18 protein-coding genes and 1 pseudogene are annotated in these 17,480 nt (G+C 63.7%); 6 read left to right on the forward strand and 13 right to left on the reverse strand.

Going from position 1 to position 17,480, the window contains the following annotated elements; genetic code table 11:
• Positions 1-86: 86 nt before the first annotated feature.
• Positions 87-986, reverse strand: a complete 900-nt coding sequence (locus R3P95_RS05380) for a 3-hydroxyacyl-CoA dehydrogenase (RefSeq protein ID WP_317547533.1) — start codon at positions 984-986, stop codon at positions 87-89.
• Positions 987-1,145: 159 nt separating this feature from the next.
• Between R3P95_RS05380 and R3P95_RS05385 the strand changes: the two genes are divergently transcribed.
• Positions 1,146-1,511 carry a DUF1330 domain-containing protein gene (locus R3P95_RS05385; RefSeq protein ID WP_027496177.1) on the forward strand — a complete coding sequence of 122 codons (366 nt, stop codon included), beginning with the start codon at positions 1,146-1,148 and terminating at the stop codon, positions 1,509-1,511.
• 41 nt (positions 1,512-1,552) lie between these two features.
• Here the strand turns inward: R3P95_RS05385 and R3P95_RS05390 are convergent, their stop codons facing one another.
• Entirely contained in the window at positions 1,553-2,377 is an 825-nt protein-coding gene (locus tag R3P95_RS05390; RefSeq protein WP_317547536.1) for a dienelactone hydrolase family protein, read from the reverse strand.
• Between the two features lie 110 nt (positions 2,378-2,487).
• Positions 2,488-2,865, reverse strand: a complete 378-nt coding sequence (locus tag R3P95_RS05395) for a hypothetical protein (RefSeq protein ID WP_317547537.1) — start codon at positions 2,863-2,865, stop codon at positions 2,488-2,490.
• A gap of 68 nt (positions 2,866-2,933) precedes the next feature.
• Between R3P95_RS05395 and R3P95_RS05400 the strand changes: the two genes are divergently transcribed.
• On the forward strand, positions 2,934-3,500 hold the full coding sequence (locus tag R3P95_RS05400) for a TetR/AcrR family transcriptional regulator (RefSeq protein WP_317547538.1): 567 nt from the start codon (positions 2,934-2,936) through the stop codon (positions 3,498-3,500).
• Here the strand turns inward: R3P95_RS05400 and R3P95_RS05405 are convergent, their stop codons facing one another.
• The 6 genes and pseudogenes from R3P95_RS05405 to R3P95_RS05435 form a co-directional block, all read right to left on the reverse strand.
• Positions 3,501-3,623 carry a VOC family protein gene (locus R3P95_RS05405; RefSeq protein ID WP_317547539.1) on the reverse strand — a complete coding sequence of 41 codons (123 nt, stop codon included), beginning with the start codon at positions 3,621-3,623 and terminating at the stop codon, positions 3,501-3,503.
• A gap of 349 nt (positions 3,624-3,972) precedes the next feature.
• Positions 3,973-4,239 carry an Ltp family lipoprotein gene (locus R3P95_RS05415; protein ID WP_317547804.1) on the reverse strand — a complete coding sequence of 89 codons (267 nt, stop codon included), beginning with the start codon at positions 4,237-4,239 and terminating at the stop codon, positions 3,973-3,975.
• A 393-nt stretch (positions 4,240-4,632) separates the two neighbouring features.
• A pseudogene (locus R3P95_RS05420) lies at positions 4,633-4,728 on the reverse strand (DUF2510 domain-containing protein); the annotation flags it as partial.
• A gap of 260 nt (positions 4,729-4,988) precedes the next feature.
• Positions 4,989-5,786 (reverse strand): MerR family transcriptional regulator, encoded by a 798-nt coding sequence (locus R3P95_RS05425; protein ID WP_317547540.1) that lies wholly within the window; start codon positions 5,784-5,786, stop codon positions 4,989-4,991.
• Between the two features lie 54 nt (positions 5,787-5,840).
• A complete protein-coding gene (locus tag R3P95_RS05430) occupies positions 5,841-7,133 on the reverse strand; it encodes an MFS transporter (RefSeq protein ID WP_317547541.1) in 1,293 nt (430 codons plus the stop codon).
• Positions 7,130-8,767 (reverse strand): class I adenylate-forming enzyme family protein, encoded by a 1,638-nt coding sequence (locus tag R3P95_RS05435; protein WP_317547542.1) that lies wholly within the window; start codon positions 8,765-8,767, stop codon positions 7,130-7,132. The genes R3P95_RS05430 and R3P95_RS05435 overlap by 4 nt, the downstream gene beginning before the upstream one ends.
• A gap of 153 nt (positions 8,768-8,920) precedes the next feature.
• Between R3P95_RS05435 and R3P95_RS05440 the strand changes: the two genes are divergently transcribed.
• From R3P95_RS05440 to R3P95_RS05450, 3 genes are all read left to right on the forward strand, one after another.
• Positions 8,921-9,538 (forward strand): TetR/AcrR family transcriptional regulator, encoded by a 618-nt coding sequence (locus R3P95_RS05440; RefSeq protein ID WP_149405230.1) that lies wholly within the window; start codon positions 8,921-8,923, stop codon positions 9,536-9,538.
• 91 nt (positions 9,539-9,629) lie between these two features.
• On the forward strand, positions 9,630-10,841 hold the full coding sequence (locus R3P95_RS05445) for an acyl-CoA dehydrogenase family protein (protein WP_149405229.1): 1,212 nt from the start codon (positions 9,630-9,632) through the stop codon (positions 10,839-10,841).
• Positions 10,838-11,863 carry a phosphotransferase family protein gene (locus tag R3P95_RS05450; RefSeq protein WP_317532135.1) on the forward strand — a complete coding sequence of 342 codons (1,026 nt, stop codon included), beginning with the start codon at positions 10,838-10,840 and terminating at the stop codon, positions 11,861-11,863. Before R3P95_RS05445 ends, R3P95_RS05450 begins: the two co-directional genes overlap by 4 nt.
• A 14-nt stretch (positions 11,864-11,877) precedes the next feature.
• On the opposite strand, the gene R3P95_RS05455 is transcribed toward R3P95_RS05450, so the two are convergent.
• Positions 11,878-12,810 (reverse strand): glycoside hydrolase family protein, encoded by a 933-nt coding sequence (locus R3P95_RS05455; protein WP_317547805.1) that lies wholly within the window; start codon positions 12,808-12,810, stop codon positions 11,878-11,880.
• 113 nt (positions 12,811-12,923) lie between these two features.
• A complete protein-coding gene (locus tag R3P95_RS05460; RefSeq protein WP_317547543.1) occupies positions 12,924-14,531 on the reverse strand; it encodes a sensor domain-containing protein in 1,608 nt (535 codons plus the stop codon).
• Between the two features lie 191 nt (positions 14,532-14,722).
• On the opposite strand from R3P95_RS05460, the gene R3P95_RS05465 reads away from it, so the two are divergent.
• Positions 14,723-15,880: a beta-ketoacyl synthase N-terminal-like domain-containing protein gene (locus R3P95_RS05465; RefSeq protein WP_317547544.1), complete on the forward strand. Its 1,158-nt coding sequence runs from the start codon at positions 14,723-14,725 to the stop codon at positions 15,878-15,880.
• 60 nt (positions 15,881-15,940) lie between these two features.
• Here R3P95_RS05465 and R3P95_RS05470 read toward each other — a convergent pair whose 3' ends face one another.
• Positions 15,941-16,144: a zinc-ribbon domain-containing protein gene (locus R3P95_RS05470; protein ID WP_068046830.1), complete on the reverse strand. Its 204-nt coding sequence runs from the start codon at positions 16,142-16,144 to the stop codon at positions 15,941-15,943.
• 27 nt (positions 16,145-16,171) lie between these two features.
• Entirely contained in the window at positions 16,172-17,389 is a 1,218-nt protein-coding gene (gene fdhA, locus R3P95_RS05475; protein WP_068046827.1) for a formaldehyde dehydrogenase, glutathione-independent, read from the reverse strand.
• Between the last annotated feature and the right edge of the window lie 91 nt (positions 17,390-17,480).

A 17,480-nucleotide genomic window follows, 5' to 3' on the forward strand; every position in this document is an offset into this window, starting at 1 on the left:
CAATGCCGGGCACATCGAAAACCCGGACACCCATGCATGAACCCATACGCGGTCTCGTCACCTGAATGGGACGGTGGTCGAGCGATTCAGTTGATGTTCCACGACTCGACAGCATCGAGTCGCCGGCCGTCGGAGTCGTACGTGTAGAAGCCTTCAGCGTCCCCGAGACCGGTCTTTCCCGCGTCGATACCCTTTTGCAGTATGTCGGCAAATTTGACCTGATCCTCGCCACCGTGTGCGCGCGCGATATGTGCAGCGACGTTGAAGCCGACAGTGTCGTATATCTGGAACGGACCGGCGGGTGCCCCGGTGGCTATGCGCCACACGTTGTCGATGTCCGCCGGATTGGCAACCCCGCCGACGTAAAGGTTGGCTCCTGCTTGCAGAAGCGGGATCAGAAGACTGTTCAGCACGTATCCCGGAATTTCCTTACGGACCGGAACGGGAACGAGACCGATCTCCGACGCAAAGCTCAATACGACATCGAAGTAGACAGGATCTGTTGCAGCAGTTGCCATCACCTCACCGGTGTTGTACCGCCACACGAGATTGGCGAAGTGCAATGCAAGAAACTTTTCCGGCCGCCCGGTGGCCTCGGCGAAACTGCTGGGCAGTAGCGACGACGAGTTGGTCACGAAGATAGTTTTCGGCGGAGCGGACGCGCCGATATCCGACCAGACCTTCTTCTTGAGGTCGAGATCCTCCGGAACTGCTTCGATCACCAGGTCGGCGTCCGAAACGGCCTCGGCGACGCTGGTGGTGGTCGTGATGGATTCGATGGCCTCGTCGAATCGCTCCTCGTCGAACGTCTTCAGGTCACGCTTGTAGTATCCGCGCATCCATTCCCAGCGACCCGGCAGCTTGGCAAGTAGTTCGTCGGAAATGTCGTATCCCACAACGGTTTTTCCGTGGTAGGCAGCCTGCATCATGATCTGCGAACCGAGCACTCCGGTTCCGAATACTGTCACGTTATCGACTTCGGTCATGGACGACACACTTCCCTCTATGGAGTCACTGGTTTCCCGCTCTCCAAGTTCTACCGCTGAGCGCGAAGCCATCGTCTCGTGGGGTCCAGCAGTGGACCGACTCGACCGACGACAGCGCTTTACACTCCACAGGATCGACGGTTCACGCATACTCGAACAATGGCTGTCGATCCCCGCGGAAGAGACCTGAAGCGCTACCTCGAAGAAGATCCCGGCGGTCCGGTGGTGATGCTCAACCTGCTTCGGTTCGCCGAGGGTGGTCGCGACTCCTACGCGGAATATGCGAAAGCACTGGACGAGACGTTCCTCCCGCGCTACGGCGCGACGGTGCTGTACGCGGGCGACGGTTCGACCGCACTTGCCGCCGAGGACGGACAGGCCTGGGATGCAGTGCTGCTGGTCCAGTACCCGTCACGTAAGGCGTTCAGCGAGATGGTGGCCGATCCCGAATATCAGACGGTGACGGCGTTACGGACCGCCGCGTTGAAAGAGGCGGTTCTGCAGGCCACCATTCCGTGGTCGTGAATTCGACCTTCGGCTTCGCATCGTGTTCGCGAAGAGGGACTTCACGGCGTTGCGAGCAACTTACTGCGGAACAGGTCGAGCACCTGGTCCAAAGCCTGCCGTGTCGGCTGCCCTGGTTCGTCGATGAGTCCCTCCGTGACAACGGAATGCGGCGGTCCGAAGGCTTCCGGGTTGAAGGAGGAATCGGGTAGTTCCACCGAGACGAATGCGTCGCCGAGCTGCTCTCGCAGCCATTGGAATCGCGCAGGCGGGCACATCTTGTCGCCCTCGAAGCGCATCCCCAGGACCGTGAGCTCTCCTGCTGCACAACGGCTTTTCACCTTGTCGAGATCGCCCGGGGTGATATCGATGGATCGGGCGCGAGACTTCGATGCCGCGAACGGAAGCGACGGCTGCGAGAGCACCGGTGCGATCAGACGGTCGTCCGCCGCCATAGCGAGAGCGAATCCGCCGGTGAAGCACATTCCGATGGCACCGACGCCGGGTCCGCCGCAGCGCTCGTGCTCCTGCGCCGCCAGAGCCCGCAACCACACCACGATGCGCGACGACTTGCCGGTGGCCAGGATGGTGAATTCGCGACTGATGCACGCCGGCACCATGGCGCGGGACATGGTGGCAACGGTGCCGAGCGCTCCCAGCGGAGCGGCCAGCGGATCCTTGCCGTCGACTCCGAACAGGTGCGGAACAACGGCCGTACAACCGATTCCGGCGACGGTTCTCGCGAAGTCCGCCACCCTGGGAGTGATGCCCGGCATTTCCGACATCACGATCACAGCCGGTCCGGTTCCGATGCGATACACGGGCGCTGTCCGCCCGTCCGCGGTGAACTCGGTTCGCTCGAAGTCGGCCAGAGTGTCATCGGTCATGGGAGTGCGTCCTTCTGCCAGAGGTCCACCGCGCCGAGCCGACGCTTGCGATCAAAGCTAGATCATCGCGGATCGACACGACGTCGATCGAACACGTGTCGCCTGCGCAATCACCACGAGTCCGTGTCGGCCAGAACGGTCACACCCAGCGCGACGAAAAGCGTGGCACCGGCCGCAACTCCGAACAGACTCGCGGCAGGCGCACCCGCACGTCGGCCGAGCACACTCGCCGCGACATCGAGGGCATCGATCCCGACCCCGGCCGCTACCGCTGCCTTGCGAACCTCCGAGGACGGGTGATGCAAGGCCATTCCGAGTGCCAGATCGCGTACTCCGAAAAGGCGGGTCGCCACCCCCGCGCTTCCGGGCTCACGCATGGGTCCGAGACCGAAGGCGCGCCACGAGTGCGCAGGACTCACCCACGACACCAATCCGGCAGTCGATCGCAGAACCGACAGTGCGAGCAGCGGGGTCGACTGTGAACGCATAACGTCTCCTCAAATGGTGTAGTGGTTACTACACCGACGCTACCTGTAGTGCCCACTACAATCAAGGCGTGGCAACCAAACATTCGCGCGAAGAGATGCTGTCCGGCGCATTGGACGCCGCCCTGGAAGGCGGCCTGAGCCGCTTGACCTTCGGCCGACTCGCATCGCGTCTGCAGATCAGCGATCGCATGGTCGTCTACTACTTCCCCACGAAGGACGACCTCGTGACGTCCGTTCTGTCGGTGGTGGGAGACCGATTGCAGCGCGTGCTGTCCGCGGCGTTCTCGACGCCGATGAACGACCACCGCTCCCTCGTCGCGGCGGCATGGCCGGTCGTGGCAAAACCTGAATACGATCCGTTGTTCGGCCTGTATTTCGAGGCGATCGGACAAGCCACTGCAGGACTGGAGCCCTACCGGTCGGTGGCCTCACTCTTGGTGGAGGGCTGGATCGAGTGGCTCAGCGGCTTTGTCGTCGGTAGTCCGGACTATCGACGGATGGAGGCCACAGCTGCAGTGGCACTGCTCGACGGCCTGCTGCTCATGCGTCTGTTGGGAGGCAGCGATCTCGCCGCCACAGCATCGACGTCTCTGCTGCACACCGGTGGATCCACGAAGGAACGACCGAGTTCATGACTACGTCTGTTCTTCGATCGGCGACTGGAACGACCACAGATGTCCCTCGGGATCGCGCACGCTGTATTCACGGACGCCGCAGGGCATGTCGGTGGGCGCGTAGTCGATGACAGCGCCGGTCATTCTCGTGCGCCCGAGGCGAGGGTAATCATCATCGGTTAACCGTGGCTCATCCCGGCCGCGAGCACGTGCGAACCGTCGGTCCCCGTCGCGCTCGGCGACGTTCCATACCTACGCAACCTCCAGGCCACGCTGAACGATGCCATTCGCCAGGCAGCGGCCGACACCGACACGACCTTCGTGGACATGTCCGCGGTGTCGGAGGGGCACGATGCATGCCAACCCGTCGGAGTGCGGTGGGTGGAACCACTACTGTTCGCGGATCAGCTCGTGCCGCTGCACCCCAATGCCCTCGTGAGGCCGCCATCGCGGCCGAAGTGACCGAGGCGCTGCGGACAGACTGACTATCCAGCTAGATGCCGACGCTGTCGACCCCGAACTGAGCTTGGTCGACAGTGAACCCTTCGTACATCAACTGATCGATGAGGCTCTGGCGCGAGAAAGCGGTGTAATCGAGGTAGGTCTGAGCGGACTCGGCGGCCTGCTCGTTCCAATCTGGCGCTACGTAGTCGACTGCAAATGTAGCGTCTTCGGTCGAGTAGTCCTCGTACTCCAATTGTTCGATCAGGCCCGAGCGCGAGAACGCCGAGTAGTCGAGGTATTGCTCAGCCGCTCGCACGGCGTTCCTTTGCCCGCCGGTCATTTCGGCCGCAGGCGAAGTTGCTTCGGTAGTTCGAGGAACGACAGGGGCAACAGGGATAGCGGTTGTCGGCACCACCGACTCGACGGTTTGCACCCGAACAGGAGGAGGTGGCACTGCCGGCGCCAGGGAAGTCTCCACGATTGTCGGGGCAGGCACCGCTGCGGACTGCGAGGGCGTCGTACTGCTCTGATCGCTTGCCGCAACGTCGACCTGCCCACCGGGTGAATCGAACGCACCGATGACGACGAAGAGCGCTACGACGCCACCGACCGCACCTGCAATCCATGGCCACTTCCTACGTCCGGCTCTGTCCGTTTCGGAAGCGTTACTCCGATCTGAAAGATCCGCCATCGGTGCCGAATTCGATGGGTTGGGATGAACTGCTGAAGTCCATTGATGTCCGTCCCACCATCGAAGCTGTTCGGCAATCTCGGCGTCCGGATACCATCCAGCAGGCGTATTCATGGTCGTTCCTCAATGCTCGATGAGCGCAGTTCGCTTTGCGTCCGACGCAGCCCCTCGGCAGATCAGCCTGGACCCGTCCCAGTGACTTCGGGGATTCGAGCGAGCGGCCATCACCGGTCTCCGCCGAACTTCCACCTCTGCGTCGGTAGTTCGAACTAGTACCATCCGATTTGCACCGCGTCGTCGATAAGAAGTTCTGCGAACGATATCGAGCTGGGGCTTACCGAAACAGACGACTGAAGTTCATTCGTCCGAATGGGTCAGACCACCGAATCCGAGACCGGGAGTGGCGACTGGAACGACCACAGATGTCCCTCGGGATCGCGCACGCTGTATTCACGGACGCCGTAGGGCATGTCGGTGGGCGGGTAGTCGATCGATGCCCCGGTTGCCGCCACGCGAGCGTGGTGGGCATCGACGTCGTCGACGAGGATCGCAAGCGATGCCGTGACCGATCCGGTTGTCAGCGGCGACACCATCCGGTGTTCGGGGGCCTCGCGGTGAAGCCACACCACACCGTCACCGGCATGCACTTCACCGTGCACCGCTCTGTCGCCGTCGTATTCGATGGGTCCGGGAGCCAGTCCGAACACGTCGACGAGGTAGGAATGCGCAGCTGCGATGTCGCGATAGACCAGCAACGTGGTGCGTCTGGTGACTGCCGGCTCCTCGGTCGACAGACCCGAGAGCAGGTCCAACAGCGCGTCGTCGCCGAGGAGAGCACCGTGCAGTAGCCGGTCCTCGACCGCCCGAACCCGCTCTCGCACACGAGCGAGCTCGGCCATCTGCCGGTCCAGGTCGGCCAGATGCTGCCGACTCAGGTGCAGGAGATCCGCTGCGTCCGGATCCACATCGCCCAGCGGGGTGCCCAGTTCCCGGAGCAGTCGAATCCGGTACAGCCGGTCGAGGTCACCCCCGTCGTAGCGACGCCTGCCCCCTCCGTCTCGGTCGGGAGCGAGCAGACCGAGTTCTTCGTAGTAGCGCAACGTACGCTCGGTGACGCCGGTTCTACGGGCCACGTCACCGATGCCCCATGTGCTGGAATCGCTGCTGTTCATGCAGGCAACGGTAGAACCTCACGCCACGTAAGGAGCAAACTCCGCCGGTTCGGATCACACGTCTTCGAGTCGAATTCCCTTGGTTTCCTTCATGAAGAAGCAGGCGACACCGGTCAGAGCGGCCAGGAACATGATGTACACACCGAACACCCAGCCCAAGTCGAGGCCGAGGAAGAGCTGGTTGAGATACGGCGCAGTTCCGCCGAACACCGCTACCGAGAACGAATAGGCGAATCCGATTGCCTGCGTGCGGAGTCGGGTGGGAAAGCTCTCCGAGAGAGTCGAGGAAAGGATGGATGCCGGGACGGCGATGACGAGCAGCACCACCGTCGACGGGAGCAGCAGTGACCACCATTGCGTCGAGATCATCATCGTCAGCGGGATCTGCAGCACGAACATCAGCACGGCGAAGGCGGCCAGCATCGGCCGTCGACCGATCGAATCCGAGAGACGACCGAAGAACGGCAGGGACACCAGCGCAATCAACTGAGCGACGACGAGCATCCAGTACGCGGTGTCCGGGTTCATCCCCCGCTGCGTGATGGCGAACGTCGAGACGTAGGAGGTCCAGGTGTAGTGCGCCGCAGTGATTCCCGACGTCATTCCGATCATCAACACGATCGCCTTGACGACGGTCTTGCGTGCGATCGGCGCCTGTTCCACCTTGTTCTGCTCCGAATCGAAGACCTCGCTCTCGTCCATGTTCTTGCGCAGGTAGAGCGCGAACAACGCCAGGAGTGCTCCCAGCAGGAACGGGATACGCCAACCCCATTGGCCGACAGCCGATTCCGACAGCGTCGAGGTGATGACGCCACCGACCGTGTACGCCAGAGCCGACCCGCCGAAGATCGCGACGAACGCGACGCTTCCCCACATGCCCCGACGGTTCGGCGGTGCGATCTCGCCGACGTAGGAGTACGCCGTCGCCGACTCACCGCCGTGCGCGAATCCCTGCATGACGCGTGCGAGCAACAGCAGTACCGAGGCCCAGGCACCGATCGCACCGTAGGTGGGCATGATGCCGATCAGCAGGCTGCCGGTCGCCATCATGAGCATCGTGGTGACGAGAACGAACTTGCGGCCCTTCTTGTCCGCGATCCGGCCGAACACGATGCCGCCGAGGGGCCGCATCAGGAATCCGACGGCGAACACTGCCAACGTCGACAGCAGTGCCGAGACCGGATCTGCCTGGCTGAACATCGCCGCCGCGATGAACGGTGCGAACACCGCGTAGGCGCTCCACTCGTACCATTCGAGAACGTTGCCTACGGTGCTGGCGAACAGCGATTTCTTCCGCGAGGAGATATCGGGTGCCGAGCGGGTATCGCGTGATGATCCGACGGTCATGGAGTGTCGCTTTCGGTCGAATGAGTTTGCACTGGAACAGGTTTGAGTGCTGCACGCCGAATCTTCCCGGTCTGGGTCTTGGGAAGTTCGTCGATGATGTGTATGACCTTCGGGCGTTTGTAGGCCGCCAGTCGGTCGCGTGCGAAATCCACCAGCGCATCCGGCGTCACCGTGGTGCCGTTGCGCAGGGATACGTAGGCCACCACCGATTCGCCCTGGTAGTCGTCGGGCCTGCCCACCACGGCGGCCTCGAACACCGCGGGATGTTCGTAGAGGGTGTCCTCGACTTCTCGGGGCCAGACCTTGTACCCCGACACGTTGATCTGATCCTTGAGTCGGTCGACGAGATACACCCATCCGCCGTCGTCGATGATCGCCACGTCTCCCGTACGAAGACGACCTCCGGGCATCGTCGACGCGGTCGCATCGGGATTGCGCCAGTAGCCCGAGACCACCTGCGGACCCGAGATCTCCAGTTCCCCCGCGATTCCCGCGGCCGTCGGCTCCCCGGAGGAGTCCAACGTACGCAACGTCACTCGCGGCAACGGTAGCCCGACGGACAGCGACCCACTGGCGGAGTCCACCGGCGCTCGGGCACCGGGCGGCACCGCGATGACGCCCGCTGTCGTTTCGGTCATGCCGTACGCGTTGTGGATGTAGCACCCGAATGCGGACTCGAAAGCGGTGACCGTTGCGGGCGGGATGGGCGCGCCGCCGGAGTACAAGGCCTTCACCGACTCGAAGTGGGCACGCGTCGCACCTGCAGTCTCGGAGATCGCGTTGAACACCGTGATCGACCCGATGGTGTACGTGACGCGGTGCTCGACGAAGGCGTCGAGAGTGACTGCCGCATGGAAACGGTGAGCGAAGACGAGCACACAGTCGCGTATCAGAGCAACCGCCGCGTCGAGCATCGCGCCGGTGATGTGAAACAGCGGCGCGACGGCGAACACGACGTCCCCGTCGGCGAGACCGGCGCGTTCCCCGAAATCCAGAGCCGTCGCGAATGCGTTCGCATGCGAGATCTGCGCACCCTTCGGCGGTCCCGTGGTTCCGGACGTGTAGGCCAGGAGTGCGAGATCGTCCGGTTGCGGGGCGAATTCGGGAACGGGCCGGCCACGGTACAGATCGATCAGGCCCATGAGATCGTCGTCGGGTCGGGGGGTCACACGAGACGTCGAGGAGAAGACGCGCGGGTCGTTGCGAGCCTGCAGGTCCAGTCCGCTGGTGCTCACGAGTAGCCGAACCGTACTACCGAGGAGTGTCGAACCGAGGGCTTCGAGATCGTGTTCGTCGCAGACGAGCGCGATCGGTTCAGCGTCGTCGATCAGCGTTCGCAGTTCGCGATTGCGGTACATCGGGTTGAGGATCAACGCGACCGCCCCGATCTTCCACAGCGCGAGAAAGGTCAGGGGGTACTGCGGAATGTTCTGCAGATAGATGCCGACACGGTCGCCGCGCGTCACCCCGCGGTCGATCATGGCGGCCGCAAGGGCGTCGGATGCCTCGTCCGCCTCGCGGGCGGTGAGCACGGTGTCGAAGTACGCGAGCGCCGGCCGGTCCGGGGCATCGGACACTCTCCTACGCCATCCGTCGAGGACGGTTGCAGGCCCGATCGCTCTGTCGAGGGTCATGGACGGCCCTTTCGGTTGACCGGAATCTCGGCCCAGGAGGACCGACCGAACACTCGCTCGGTGAAGGTGTTCACAGTGTTGCGGATCACAACTTCGGTGTCAACCCGGTGCGTAGCGGCCGGTGACACCCCGGTCGACCTCTACGGTAAGCGCATGACCGCGACCCACATCTGGCGCACGTACGAGGGATCGAACCTCTCCCCAGCATTGGCGTCGGCGCTGAACACGTTCGTCGAGCAGGGGTACCACGGCACATCGGTGCGGCAGATCGCGGCAGGTGCCGGCCTGTCCGTTCCCGGCCTGTACCACCACTTTCCATCCAAGCAGGCCCTGCTGGTCGGCATCATGGACGCGTCGATGGACGAATTGCTGGATCGGACTCGATCGGCCGAGAACGAAGCAGGTCCGTTGCCGAGCGATCGGTTCGACGCGGTCGTGGAGTCCCTGCTGCTGTTCCACATTCACCGACGCGACGCCGCCTTCGTGTGTTCGACGGAGATCCGCAGCCTCGAATCCGCGAATCGCGCCGCGTACATCGCGAAGCGGGACGAGGAGCAACGAGTGCTCGACGCCATCGTCGTCGACGGCGTCGAGTCCGGCGTCTTCGACACTCCGCACCCGGCGGATGCCAGCCGAGCCGTCACGACGATGTGCGTCGGCGTCGCAACGTGGTATCGACCCGACGGGCCGCTGTCTCCGAGCGAGCTGGTGGCGGTGTATCTCGACATTGCCCGTCGCACGGTCGGAGCTACGACCGGCGGGCGGGAGTAGCTGCCCCGGAATCCTTGACCCGATCGAGTGATTGTGCCAACCTTCCAGTGACCGAGCGAGTGTTCGGTCGGCACCGGAATGGGAGCGCATCGTGGCCATCGATCTGACATTCGACCCCGACATCGAGAAGTTGATCGAGAGGACGCGCACGTTCACTCGCGAACACGTGCTTCCCATCGAGGACCGCTTTCTGGGGAACGTCGCCGATGCCGGCGGCGATCGACTTCGCGTCGAGATGCAGGCGGCCGCCAAGGATGCCGGCGTGTTCGCCCCACATGCCCCCGTCGAATACGGCGGCCACGGTCTGTCCATGAGTGACCGCGCTCCGGTGTTCGAGGAAGCCGGTTACTCACTGTTCGGACCGATCGCTCTCAACCTCGGCGCACCCGACGAGGGCAACGTGCACATGCTCGCCCACATCGCATCGACGACGCAGAAGGAGCAGTTTCTCGCTCCCCTGGCGCGCGGTGACATGCGCTCGGCATTCGCCATGACCGAACCCGCCCCGGGTGCCGGTTCCGATCCCTCGGCCCTGACCACTGCGGCCGAGCGGGTCGACGGTGGCTGGAAGATCAACGGACACAAGTGGTTCATCACCGGTGCCGATGGTGCAGGTTTCTTCATCATCATGGCCCGCACCTCCGGTAAGCCAGGAGATCGCGGCGGCGCGACGATGTTCCTGGCCCCTGCGGACACCGCGGGGATCACGGTCGGCCGTCACATCGGCACCCTGGACAAAGCCATGATCGGCGGGCACTGCGAGGTGTTCTTCGAGAACGTGTTCGTGCCCGACGACAACGTTCTCGGGGCCGTCGACGAGGGATTCGCCTACGCCCAGGTGCGTTTGGGACCCGCCCGCATGACTCACGTGATGCGGTGGCTCGGGGCCTCGAGGCGAGCCCACGACATCGCCGTCACACAGGTTGCGCAGCGCGAGGGTTTCGGCGGCAAACTCGGCGATCTGGGCATGGTGCAGAAGATGGTCGCGGACAACGAGATCGACATCGCGGCCACCCGCGCTCTGTTGACCAAGGCCTGCTTCGAGCTGGATCGGGGTGGGCACGCGAGCAACGAGACCTCCATTGCCAAGACGTTCGCCGCCGAGGCGATCTTCCGCATCGTCGACCGCAGCATTCAGATGTGCGGGGGGCTCGGCGTATCGGACGATCTTCCGCTGGCGAGGCTCTCACGCGAGGTGCGTCCGTTCCGTGTGTACGACGGCCCGTCCGAGGTACACCGCTGGGCCATCGCCAAGCGGACGATCGGTGCAGCCAAGCGCGCAGCGCGGGAGGCACAGTCGTGAGCGAACTTCCGGGCATGAATCGCGATGCGCTCGAGCAGTTCCTGCGAGGGAACGGCATCGAGGTCGACGGTGAACTGTCGGTCGAGATGATCAGCGGGGGTCGCTCCAATCTCACCTACAAGGCATTCGACGACTCCTCGACATGGGTTGTTCGCCGCCCTCCCACGAGTGGGCTCACCCCCTCGGCGCACGACATGGCCCGCGAGTGGGCCGTCACGGAAGCGCTTGCATCCACCGACGTTCCGGTCGCCGGGACCATTGCGTTCGATCGAGACGGCTCGGTGCTCGGTGCACCCATGACCGTCGTCGACTTCGTACCCGGCCGAGTCGTTCGTAGCCGCGAGGATCTTCGCGATCTGACGGATGCGCAGGTCACCGAGAACGCCGCCGAGTTGGTCCGAGTGCTCGCCAGGCTGCATGCGGTCGATCCCGACTCTGTGGGCCTCGGCAGCTTCGGCCGTCCCGACGGGTTCGTCTCGCGACAGGTCGCGACGTGGGCTCGGCAGTGGGAACGAGTCAAGACTCGTGATCTACCCGACGTCGAACGATTGCATCGTGCGCTGGAAGCAGCAGTACCGGCGGGATCTGCGTCGTCCATCGTGCACGGCGACTATCGCGTCGACAACACCATTCTCGACGCACATGACGTCGGTTCCGTTGCTGCGGTGGTGGACTGGGAGATGTCCACGCTCGGCGATCCGCTGACCGACGTGGCGCTGATGTGCATCTACCGCCAACCGGTCTTCGATGCGGTCCTCGGCGCGGACGCTGCCTGGACGAGCGATCGGTACCCCTCCGCAGCAGACCTCGCGCAACACTACGCAGTGGAATCCGGTCGAGAACTTCATGATTGGGGCTTCTACCTCGCCCTCGCCAATTTCAAACTCGGAGTGATCGGCGAGGGAATCACCTACCGTGCGCTGTCGGGCTCCGACACCGGGGCCGGTGCAGGCAAGGCCGCCGAGGCCACCGGGGAGTTCATCGCGGCCGGGCTGCGAGCACTCGCAGGAACCACCGACTGACGCGAACCCCGCTGTCAGGCAGGTTCTCTCATCACACCGACGTGGCGGACGGTGCCGGACACACCCGGAAGCTCCTGTGGCTCGGACCAGGTGTTCAGCCCGTCCGTGCTGTCGGAGTAGAAGTACTTTCGGTTGGTGTAGTCGTCGTAGTACAACCGCCAGGTGCCGTCGGGCAACTCGATGACTGCCGGGCCTTCTTTCAGTGGTCCGAAATCGCGGGTGGGAACGACGGTGTACGGCCCGATCAACGACGGTGCCGTCCAGTGCTCGATGACCTTGTGGGTCTCGTTCTTGGTGAACGCGTGGTAGGTCGGCCCTACCTTGACCACCGTGGTGTCGATGTGGTCCGCTCCGATGCCGACGAACGGAACCGGGAAGCTCCACATCCGCAGGCCTGGATCCATGGCCGTCATCAGATACGGCACGAACCCGCCGCCGGTCGACAGCGAGACGATGATGCTGACGCGGTCACCCTCGACGAACCACTCGGGTGCCCATGCCTTCGTGGTGAACGGAGACAACGACGGTCCGTCCGAGAAGCCGGCCGATCCACTGAATCCGGAAGGGCTGGCAGATCCGGTACCGGCTCCGGTGCCCGGTAGGAAAGCGCAGCAGAACGGGATCGGGAAGTTCTGCAGGAACGTCCAGTTCACGCGGTCACTGCTGCGCGCGAAGCCGATGTTCGCACCGCCGCCGGTCGTGTACGTCACGTAGTACATCCCGTCGGTGTGCCGAAAGATACTCGCGTCGCGCACCACTCCGGACGGAGGTCGGTACGTCGATGTCTGCAGTGCTGTGAAATCGGTGCCGTCGCTGGACTGGTAGACATCCATGTCTCGATCGCTGTCGTTGCTGAACGCCACCATGGTGTAGCGCCACGCGGAGGGTGCAGCGGCACCTGTTCCTGCGGCGGAGAACAGCAGTCCGGCGACAGTCAGGATCACCATCGGGACGACGAACAGGAACCTGCGTGCGGTGGATGTCACCGAGGAAGTATGTCCGACCCGTACGTATCATGCGTAACTTTGGTAACAGCTCCAACAGATCGTTACCGATGTTGTTATGAATGCGAAATGTACTGAGTCGTGGGCTTGGCCTGGTACATCTCGTGATCGGCATCGTCGAGTATGTCCAATGCACTTCGAGTGTCGTCGCGGTCGACGGTGACGACACCGATGCTCGCCGTCACCGTCAACACCCGCCCCGCGGCGGTGATGGGAGTGGCCAGTTCGGCACGAACGTCGTCGGCCTCGGTACCGACGCACCGCGAAACGACCGCCACGAACTCGTCACCCCCGATACGACCCACGAAGGCATCGGCCGGGAGCGCGCGCGTCAGTCGGTCTGCGACCACCCCCAGAACGGCGTCGCCGACGGTATGACCGTGCAGATCGTTGATGGTCTTGAAGTTGTCGAGGTCGATGAACAGCACGGCCATGGAGTCCTCGCGATCGGGCTTGGCCAGCTGTTCGTCCAGGCGAGCCAGAATCAGGGGCCTGTTCGGCAGACCGGTCAGGTCGTCGTGCGTCGCAGCATGCTCGAGCTTCATGCTCATCCGGTAGGTGTCGGTGATGTCGACGAATGTCGCCACCACGGAGGGGTTCGGGTCGACCGGGGTGAGCATCGTCGCCGTCAAGGACAACCAGAAGTTCCGACCGTCTCGGCGACGCTCGACCCCGATCACCGCCTGGCAGGGCTCACCGGTTTTCCTGGTGACGGCGACCGGATGCTCGAACGGGTGAATCGGCTCTTCGTCGGTGCCGTACACCCGAAACGGAAGAACCGATGCCTGTCCTGCGGTCGCCAACCCGACCTGGATGTCGAGAATGGTCTTCGCAGCCAGGTTCGCAGATTCGATACGGCCGGTGTGATCGAGAACGACGACACCGGCCTCCAGCGATTCCACGACCGCGGTGAAATGATCCTCGACTCTGCGTACTGCGCTCTGGTCGGCGCAGACCAACACGTAACCGTCGGGCATCTGGGCAGCCGACACGATCACCGCAAGCGCCGTCCCTTCGGCATGTCGATGGGAATCCGTCAGTCGGCCGCCGACAGCGAGAATCGCGGCCGGATCGCAGGGCACCCCGACGGCCGCCGAAACGTCACGGCCGAGCACGTCCGCTGCCGGTCGACCGTAGACCGACTCCGCAGCGGGATTCCAACTCGACACCAGACCGTCCGCGGACACACCGATGATGGCATCGCTGACGTGCTCGACCAGAGCGGCTTGCTTCTGCAGCGCCTTCTGCGCCGCCTTGTGTTCGGTGAGATCGCGAAGAATGACCTGAAACGCCGGCTCACCGTTCCACACCGTGCGCACCGATACCGCTTCCATCGCCAGTGTCGTCCCGTCGAGGGCCAGCACCGTCGCTTCCGACGCGGCGCTGGCGGTGCCGTGTGTGTCGAGGGCGGCGATCCGCGCGAGCATGGGGCCCACCGATTCGGCAGCGATGAACTTCGTGATCGGATGCCCGATGACGTCCGTTGCTGCCTCGGCACGCAGAAATCGCATCCCGGCGGGGTTGAGGTAGACGAGGATGCCTCGCCGATGGACCCCGATGGCGTCCGGCGAATGCTCGACGAGAACCCGGTAGCGATCGGCGAGCCCGGGCAACGCGGGACTCGATCGGGGGTCGCCGACGCCATCACGCTCCCCTGGAGCCATGCTCGGTCCTCGCGATCGTAGACGGACGGTCAACACCCGATTGAACCACTTACGAACGTGCCGTTGGCGGCTCATGTCTGTTTTGAACTTTATGTCCGGTTTCTCGGCTGGACCTGACGCCTGTTTGCGGGGCTAAATCGAGGAGCGAACCGAATCCGGTTCGCGTAACTCGACAAGAAACGGATTTCGACGTGAGCTTTCTCGGCATCGACATCACCGGTATCGGCGCACTGTCCGGCTACGGCTGGGGCGCATCCGCCCTGTGGGACGGCCTGTCCACGGGCAAGGCGGCGGCCACACTGCACCACGACCACACCCGACCGGGGCAGAATCCGGTGTGGCTGGCGAAAGTCCCCGACGGCGGGGACCAGAGCGATGGCACCAGCCGATTCGGGCGGGTACTTCGCGGGGCAGCGCGGGAGGCCATCGACGACGCGATGGCGCGGGGCTGGCAACCCGGTCGACGAGTGGGTCTCATCCACGCCGTCGTCCTGGGTGAAGTGGACGAGTGGCGTAATTTCTATCTGCACAACGGCGGCCAGCGCCGTGTTCGTGACTATCTCACGCTGATGCCGTCGACTCCGGTGTCCCTACTGATGCAGGAATACGGCTTTCACGGGCCGGCCATGAATGTCTCGGCGATGTGCGCGTCGGGCAATGCAGGGCTGCTGACCGCCAAGATGTGGCTCGATACCGGGTTCGTCGACGACGTGGTGTTCGTGGCCACCGATCTGTCTCTGACTCCGGAGAACATCGACCACTTCGTGAAACTGGGCGTCGGCATCGTGGACGTGGAGCCCCAGGACGGCTGCCGCCCCTTCCAGGAAGGCAGCCGCGGGTTCGGAATGGGTGAGGCTGCAACGGCATTCGTTCTGTCGACGCGAAGCTCGGCCTCGTACGCGCGGGTACTGGGCGGTTCGATGACACACGACGCGTTTCATGCCACCTCGATCGACCCTGCGCTCACCCAGGTGCGGGCCTGCTTCGAGCAGGCGTTGGTCGACGCCGACGTCACTGCCCGGCAGGTGCGGTATCTCAACGCTCATGGCCCCGGCACCGCACAGTGCGATGCGGCCGAAACTACGATGTTGGAGACGGTGCTTCGATCACACGCACAGGTGTACTCGGTGAAGCCACTGACGGGACATTGCCAGGGGGCGGCCTCGGCAGTCGAAACCGTTTCGGCAGTCATGGGATTCGAGCGCGGACTCGTTCCGGCGGCCCCGCAGGTCTCGAATGCTCATCCCCTGCTGCTCGACGGATTCACCACCGCCGAGGCAGGATTGACCGTGAAATCGTCATTGGGAATGGGCGGACACAACTCGGTGGTGGTGTTGGCTCCGGCGTGAGCTGCACTCGTCGGTCCGGCAGCCCGCGTCGTCGCGGGCTGCCGGCTCGGCGTGCGGACTTCAGACCTGCGCTGCGTTACCGCAGATTCCGCATTCCTCGAACTCGACGCGCTTCCAGCGTGCGACCGGAACGAAGAACAGCGTGAATTGCTGGTACTGCTTCATCCGCGCCCACTGGGTGGTGTTGTGGCACCGCGGACAGTTTCGGGTTGCCCCCGGGCCGATGTGTTTGCGCTTGCTGCCGAAACCGAAGAGAAGAAACATGACACCAGCCTAGGGGTCCGGACGGAGTCAGCTCGCGATCATGCCGTGGGGATCGATGACGAACTTCTGTGCGACTCCGCTGTCGAATTCACGGTAGCCGCGTGGTGCGTCGTCGAGCGAGATGACGGTGGCATTCACTGCCTTGGCGATCGAGACTCGTTCCTTCAGAATCGCATTCATCAATTCACGGTGGTAGCTCATCACCGGGCACTGACCGGTGGCGAACGACAGCGATTTCGCCCAACCGGTGCCGAGACTCAACGACAGCGCGCCGCGCTGGGCCGCCTCGTCCACGCCACCGGGGTCTCCGGTGACGTACAGCCCCGGGATGCCGATTCCGCCGCCGGCCGTGGTGATGTCCATCAACGAGTTGAGAACCGTCGCAGGCGCTTCACGAGACGAATCTCCGCCGTGGCCACGGGCTTCGAATCCCACCGCATCGACGGCCGCGTCGACCTCGGGGACTCCGAGGATCTGCTCGATCTGATCCTGCGGAGCTCCCTTGCCCACGTCGACGGTCTCGCAACCGAACGTTCGCGCTTGGGCGAGCCTGTCGGCGTTCATGTCGCCGACGATCACCACCGACGCTCCCAATAGTTGTGCGCCGACAGCGGCGGCGAGGCCGACCGGACCCGCACCCGCGATGTACACCGTCGCACCGGGTTTCACCCCTGCGGTCACCGCCCCGTGGAACCCGGTGGGAAAGATGTCCGACAGCATGGTCAGGTCCAGAATCTTCTCCAGGGCCTGGTCACGATCGGGAAACTTGAGCAGATTGAAATCTGCGTACGGTGCCATGACGTATTCGGCTTGGCCGCCGACCCAACCGCCCATGTCCACGTAGCCGAATGCCGAACCCGGTCGATCGGGGTTGACGTTCAGACAGATTCCGGTCTTGCGCTCCTTGCAGTTACGACACCGGCCGCAGGCGATGTTGAACGGTACGGAGCAGATGTCACCGACCTTCAGAAACTCGACGTCTCTACCGACCTCGACGATCTCACCGGTGATCTCGTGACCGAGCACCAACCCCTCGGGTGCAGTGGTTCGCCCGCGAACCATGTGCTGATCACTGCCGCAGATGTTGGTCGAGACAACCTTGAGGATCACTCCGTGCTCGCACTTGCGGCCGATGTTCGCCGGGTTCACTCCGGGGCCGTCGGTCAACTCCAGGCCCGGAAAAGCGATGTCCTGGACCTCCACCTTGCCCGGTCCTGCGTACGTCACTGCGCGGTTGTCTGCCATGAGTTCTCCTCTTCGTCGAGTGAGTTGTGTGCTCATCGAGCCGAGATCATCGACCCGATCGCACCTGTGGCCTGCCTCACACCAGTATGCA

It is taken from the genome of Rhodococcus cercidiphylli, assembly GCF_033042225.1.
In the GTDB taxonomy this organism is placed as follows: Bacteria; Actinomycetota; Actinomycetes; order Mycobacteriales; family Mycobacteriaceae; genus Rhodococcoides.